Origin of the sequence: Longimicrobium sp., assembly GCF_036554565.1 — a bacterium.
Taxonomy (GTDB): Bacteria; Gemmatimonadota; Gemmatimonadetes; order Longimicrobiales; family Longimicrobiaceae; genus Longimicrobium.
This window is the reverse complement of record NZ_DATBNB010000895.1, coordinates 1-5,955: the sequence shown is the minus strand read 5'-3', so window position 1 is coordinate 5,955 and position 5,955 is coordinate 1. Positions and strand designations below refer to the sequence as shown.

Annotated in this window: 6 protein-coding genes; all 6 read right to left on the bottom strand. The window is 73.7% G+C overall.

Annotated features, from left to right (window positions below; translation table 11 throughout):
* On the bottom strand, nucleotides 1–1,079 hold a 1,079-nt coding region (locus VIB55_RS25000), incomplete at its 3' end, for a lyase family protein (protein ID WP_331879416.1).
* Nucleotides 1,076–2,320 carry an ATP-grasp domain-containing protein gene (locus tag VIB55_RS24995; protein WP_331879415.1) on the bottom strand — a complete coding sequence of 415 codons (1,245 nt, stop codon included), beginning with the start codon at nucleotides 2,318–2,320 and terminating at the stop codon, nucleotides 1,076–1,078. The genes VIB55_RS25000 and VIB55_RS24995, both read right to left, overlap by 4 nt.
* Nucleotides 2,317–3,369, bottom strand: coding sequence for a cysteine synthase family protein (locus VIB55_RS24990; protein ID WP_331879414.1), 1,053 nt, complete (start codon nucleotides 3,367–3,369; stop codon nucleotides 2,317–2,319). The genes VIB55_RS24995 and VIB55_RS24990 overlap by 4 nt, the downstream gene beginning before the upstream one ends.
* An 8-nt stretch (nucleotides 3,370–3,377) precedes the next feature.
* A complete protein-coding gene (locus VIB55_RS24985) occupies nucleotides 3,378–4,373 on the bottom strand; it encodes a hypothetical protein (RefSeq protein ID WP_331879413.1) in 996 nt (331 codons plus the stop codon).
* An 8-nt stretch (nucleotides 4,374–4,381) separates the two neighbouring features.
* Nucleotides 4,382–5,407: a hypothetical protein gene (locus tag VIB55_RS24980; protein WP_331879412.1), complete on the bottom strand. Its 1,026-nt coding sequence runs from the start codon at nucleotides 5,405–5,407 to the stop codon at nucleotides 4,382–4,384.
* Between the two features lie 60 nt (nucleotides 5,408–5,467).
* On the bottom strand, nucleotides 5,468–5,680 hold the full coding sequence (locus VIB55_RS24975; RefSeq protein WP_331879411.1) for an MbtH family protein: 213 nt from the start codon (nucleotides 5,678–5,680) through the stop codon (nucleotides 5,468–5,470).
* Nucleotides 5,681–5,955: the final 275 nt, after the last annotated feature.

Genomic DNA, 5,955 nt, shown 5'->3' with positions numbered 1-5,955 from the left:
CGCATCCGCTCCGGCCGCGGCTCGGCGCCGGCAACCACCAGGCGGGAGAGGACCACCGCCTCCGTCACCCCCTCCAGCGCGCCCCAGAGCGGCCGCACCCCCTCGGTGCCGACGGCGACCGAGTTGCTGAACGGCGTGGCGTGCATCGCTACCGCCGCGGCGGTAAAGGCGCCGAGCGGCGCCCCGGCCCGCCCCTGCACGTGCTCCAGGAGAAAGGCGTTGCGCTTCTGCGGCATCATGGAGCTGGAGCCGACCAGGGTGTCGGGAAAGGCCACCAGGCCGAACTCCGCCGTGCTCCAGAGCTGCAGGTCGGTCGCCAGGCGGCTGAGCGTTACGCCCAGGACGGACGCGGCGGAAAGGAGGCGCAGGACCAGGTCTCGCGAGGCCACCGCGTCGACGGAGTGCAGCACCCCCTCGCCGAAGCCCAGCAGCGCCGCGGTCCGCTCCGCGTCTATCGGGACCGTGGTTCCCCCCGCCGCGCCGGCGCCCAGCGGGCAGCGGTCCAGGTCCGCGGCCGCCGCCTCCAGCCCGTGCAGGTCGCGCAGGAGCGCCAGCGCCACGCCCGCCAGGTAGTGTCCGAAAGTCACCGGGAGCGCCGCCTGGTAGTGGGTGTAGATGGGCATGGTGGTGCCCGCGTGGCGCTCGGCGCGGCGCACCAGCACGGCCAGCAGGCGAAGCACCTCGCCGGCGAGCCGGCCGTACGGCTCGCGCAGCCGCATCCGCAGGACGGTGGCGTTGATGTCGTTCCGCGAACGGGCCAGGTGCACGGCGCCGCCGGTTTCTTCGCCCAGCGTCTCCACCAGCCAGCTTTCGTACAGCAGGTACAGCCCGCGCGGCGCCGCGCGCCCCTTCAGCGGCGCGTAGCCCTCCGCCACCAGCCGGTCCATCGCCGCCAGCAGCCGCCGCCCGCGCTCCATGGGAAGGATTCCGCGCTCCACCAGCATGACCAGGTGCGCGCGGTCGATGCGGACGTACGACGGGAGCTCGTCGCGGATCGCCCCGTCGGCGTCGCCGCCGAAGACGATCCGCCGCGCGCGGGGGTCCAGCGCCCGGCGGATGCGCCCGGTGTCTTCGCTCACGTCACTCCCTCCAGCGCCGCGGCGGCCGGAAGGTCCACCCGCAGGCGGACCGTGTCGCGCGCGCGCTCCGCCGCCTCGGACGCGCTGTCGAACCCGTCCGCGCAGGCCATCACGTGGCCGATCCGGTCGCGGAAGTCCCCGTGCACCACGAGCGGGTCTCCCACCGAGCGGTACAGGGCGACGTCCACCACGCCCTCGATCCCCCGCGCGTCGTCGCTCCCCTCCACCGCGTCCAGCCGCCCGTCGGCAGGGGGAAAGAGGAAGCGGATGGAGGCGTGGCGGTGGCGCACCGGCGTGACCTCCGGTGTCTGCCCGACGACCAGACGGAGGGTTTCGCGGATCAGGTCGATCCCCTGGGCGTGGCGCACCAGCTCGGGGATGAAGCCGCCGGCCAGCCGCGGGTTCACCTCCATCGGCACCGCGCGCCCCGTAGCATCCACCCGCAGCTCCCAGTGCAGCGGACCCCACCCCAGTCCCAGCAGCTCCGTGCCGCGGGTCGCGGAATCGGCCAGCGCCCGCGCCACGTCCGCCGGGAGAGACGCCGGGTAGTCGTGGCCCGCCTCCACGAAGAAGGGGGGAGCGCCCAGGTGCTTGCGGGTGATCCCCACCACGCGGCCGGAGAACATCTCCATCGAGAACTCCGGCCCCGTGACGAACCCCTCCACCAGGAGGCGCGCGTTCCCGCCGCCCGGGGCCAGGAGCGCCGCCGCGTGCGCCTGCACCTCGCCCTCGCCGGCGCAGGCGCGCACGCCCACGCTGCCGCTGCCGTCCACCGGCTTGAGGACCACGGGAAAGCCGATCTCGCGCGCGGCGGCCACGGCGTCGGGGGCGGACGAGACGGCGCGGAAGGCGGGGCAGGGAACGCCGCCGGCGGCCAGCACCTGGCGCTGCCACGACTTGTCGCGCGCGGCGCGAACGGAGGCCGCGTCGGGCCCGGCCAGGCCGAAGCGCGCCGCCAGCGCCGCCGCGGTCGCGATGAAGTACTCGGAGCTGGAGGTGATCCCGGCCACCCCGGCGGCCCCGCCCCAGCGGTCGGCGATCAGCGCGTGCAGCTCGTCCTCGTCCACGCCGGGGACGACCACCACCTCCGGCGCGTCCGCGTCGGCGAGGTAGGCGTACTTCTCCGGCCGGGCGGTGATCAGCACAGGGGCGAATCCCATCGTCCGCGCGGTTCGCGCGAAGAGCCGCCCCGTTCCGCTGGTGTTGCTTTCGACGAAGAGCAGCGCCTTTTCCGCGCTCACGCCGGCACCAGCCTGGGCCCGGCGCCGGGCCGCGCCATCACCGCGTCGTACGAGCGGCGCCCCCAGCGGAAGAACGCCCACGGCTCGTTGCCGTCGTGGGGATGCTCCCACTCCACCGGCTCGCGCGGAAGGACGTCGAGGCGCGCGCCCTGCGCCTCCAGCCAGGCGTTGTCGTAGACGGTGTCCTGGTAGCGGTGACCCTCGTCGGGAAAGATCACCGCGCCCAGCCGGTCGGGGTTCTCGCGCGCCCACGCGTCGGCCACCAGGTACGCCGCCCCGCTGGTGGGGCCCACGTACAGCGCGTGGTCGCTGTGCAGCCGGCGGGTGGCCAGGAAGGCCTCGGCCGCGCCCACCCAGTGCACCAGGTCGAACGCCGTGTGGTCCACGTTGGGGGGCATCAGCGAGTTGCCCAGGCCGCGCAGCAGCCGGCCGCTCCCGGCGTCGGACTGGCCGAAGAGCACGCTGCCGTGCGCGTCGACGCCGATCACCTCGAGGTCGGGAGAGATCCGCCGCAGGTGTGACGAGATCCCGCACACGCTTCCGCCCGACCCCACGGTGCCGATCAGGCAGTCGACCGCCCCGGCCGCGTGGGCCAGCTGCTCGGCGCAGGGGGCGTAGCTCCCCGGGTTGTGCGGGTTGCTGTACTGGCGGGGACAGAAGCTTCCCGGGTTCTCGGCCAGCACCTGTTCCAGGATGGCGAGCCGCGCCTGCTGGAAGCCGCCCGTGGGCCCGGGCTCGCGGACGATGTGCACCGTGGCGCCCAGGTCTTCCAGCCGCCGCTTGAGCGGGGCGTCGATGGCCGGGTCGCTCACCAGCGTCAGGGGGTGGCCGCCGAGCCGCGCCACCATCGCCAGCGCCAGCCCGAAGGTGCCGGAAGTGGTCTCGGCGATCAGGCCGCCCGGCCGCAGCTCGCCCTCCTCCAGCGCCTTGCGGACGATGAAGCGCGCCGGCAGCAGCTTCATCAGCGGAAAGGCCAGCCCGATCAGGTTGGGGCGCAGCCAGACGACGCGGGGGAGCGCGATGGCGTCCACGAAGCTGGCGTGGATCACGGGGCCGCTCACGAGGGGTCCGCCGGGTGCGGGGCGGGGTCGATGGAGAACTCCCAGCTTGCGGGCACCCCCAGCCGGTCCAGGCCGTTCCGCGCGCGCTCGATCCCGGCGTCGGCCGCGGGGCCGGGGGCAAAGAGAAAGCCGGCCACGGTGCCGCTGTGCGCCACCTGCACCCCCAGCGCCCCTGCTTCCGAGGCCAGGTGGAGCAGCTCGGGCATCTGCCGCTTGGGGCGGTGCCGCTGCATGATCAGGGTGCTGGCCGTGGCCACCCGCCCCATCAGCGCAGCATCCTGCCGCTCCACCGCCCGTCGCAGCAGGCCCAGGATGGTGCGGTAGGCCTCGATCTCCCACAGGGTGTAGGGAACGGGCGGAAGGCTGAGCGTCGCCACCCCGTGCTCGCCCTCGGTGTTGAAGCCCAGCACCCGCACCGGGGGAAGCGGCCCGCCCAGGTCCTGCAGCACGCGGCCGCGGCGCTGCGCGAAGAGCACCGCGCGGCCGGGGCCGAACATCAGCGAGTCCGACGCGGTCTCGGCGGCAACGGCCAGCCCGGCGATCCACGCCGGGTCCAGCACCGCCCCGAAGGCGTCGGCCACCGCGCGGATGGTGGCAAGCACGTCGGTGGTCGACGAGCCGCACCCCCACTGCACGGGAACGTTGCTCTCGATGCGGATGGCCCCGCCCCACCCGGTGCGCCCCAGCGCGTCGAGCGTGAGCCGGGCGGCGGCCCTGGCCCGCGCGCGGTCGCCCGGCTCCACCGTCAGCGGCCCCGAGCGCAGGGGGCGAAAGCGCACGCTCGTGCGGAACAGGGTGCAGGGCAGGGTCACCAGCCCGTGCTCCACCGTGCCGTCGCTGGAGTAGAACATCCCCTGCACGATCTCGCCGTGGTGCGCGTGGATCTCGCCGTGCCCCACGCGAAAGCCGTCCCCGTCCGGCGCCAGGCGCAACGGGGGCGGGGCGGGGTTCGCGGCGGCGCCGCGGGGGTGCACGAGGAGTGCGGGCTGCATGGCCGGGGTCAGGAGGAGGGGGAGATCTCGGCGTCCACGACGCCCGCGCCGCACCACTCCATCACCGCCATGGCGCTCCACATCTTGTGCTGCGCCTGCACCCAGGCCAGGCTCCGCGGCCCGTCGAGCACCTCGTCGTCCACGTCTTCGCCGCGCACGGCCGGCAGGTCGTGCAGGAACACCGTCCGGGGGCCCGAGACGCGCTCCATCAGCGCGCGGGTGACGGCGAACGGGCGGAAGAGGCTCTTCCACTCCGGGTCCGACTTTCCCACGCCCATCTCCTGCCAGCGGCTGGTGTACACCGCGTCCACCCCGCGGGGAAGGTCGCCCGCGTCGTGCGTTTCCTCCACCGTCGCGCCGTGCTCGGCGGCCTGCGCCCGCGCGGTCGCCAGCTTCCGGCGGTTGAGGCCGTACCCCTCGGGCGTTGCCAGGGTGAGCCGCGCCCCGCGGATGCGGCTCATGGCCAGCGCCAGCGCGGCGGCGGTCTTGTTCCCCTCGCCGCAGTACAGCACGTGCAGCCCCTCCAGCCGCCCGAAGTGCTCCAGCAGGGTGGCCAGGTCGGTCAGCGCCTGCGTGGGGTGCTCGTCGGAGGAAAGGGCGTTGACCACCGACATCCCCTGGTGCGTGGTGAAGGTGTTCATCTCCTCCACGCTCTCGTTGGTGCGCATCACCAGCACGTCCAGGTAGCCGGCCAGGGTGCGGGCGGTGTCTTCCGGCGTTTCCCCCGTGTTGATCTGCAGGTCGGCGGGGCCGAAGGTGGCCACGGTGGCGCCCAGCCGCCCGGCGCCCACCACGAAGCCGGTGCGGGTGCGGGTGGAGGTCTTCCGGAAGTACACGCCCACCGTGCGGCCGCGCAGGGTTTGCGGGGCGGCGGGGGCGTGCTTGATCCGCACCGCGCGCCGGACCAGGTAGAGCACCTCCGCGGGCGACAGGTCCAGGATGGAGAGGACGTGCCGGGTGTGCGCCGCGTCGGGGCGAAGGGCGAGGGCGGGAATGCGGAAGAGCCCGGGTGCGGGCTCGGCGTACAGCGTCATTGCGTGTGCTGGTGTGGTGATGCTCGTCCGGCGCGCCGGCGCGCTTCGGCGGTCCGCGGATCAGGCGTCCTGCGTCTGCTTCCGCAGGCTCTTCGGCGTCATGTCGGTCCACACCTCTTTCACGTACGCCAGGCACTCCTCCCTGGAGCCCGGCGCGCCCACGGCCGACCAGCCCAGGGGGATCTCCTTGTCGGCCAGCCAGAGCGAGTACTGCTCCTCGTGGTTCACCAGGACGATGTAAGTGCGGGTGTCTTCCGTCGCGTCCGTCGGCATGCGTGGCTCTCGGGTTCAGGCGGGTCGGGAACGTCGCGGCGCCTCGCGCGGAACCGTGGAAGGCTCCAAGCTGCGCGACGCGTCCCGGTTCCGGCCCATTCGTATCGTCGCCGTCCGACGCGAACCGTACGCGCTGTGGCGCGCAAGGTTCGACAGGGCAGGGCAAGCGTCGTTTCTTCGGTCCGGAAACGTAACCATTCTTCGCCATAAAACGCAACCCGCAGCCACGATGCGCAGATTGATCGTCAGGGCGTGAAAGGTGCGAAGGTGGGCCG

Bases quoted from the DNA above. Each gene is read 5' to 3' on its own strand.
- VIB55_RS24985 (WP_331879413.1), bottom strand. From the start codon at position 4,373: ATGCAGCCCGCACTCCTCGTGCACCCCCGCGGCGCCGCCGCGAACCCC.
- VIB55_RS24980 (WP_331879412.1), bottom strand. From the start codon at position 5,407: ATGACGCTGTACGCCGAGCCCGCACCCGGGCTCTTCCGCATTCCCGCC.
- VIB55_RS24975 (WP_331879411.1), bottom strand. From the start codon at position 5,680: ATGCCGACGGACGCGACGGAAGACACCCGCACTTACATCGTCCTGGTG.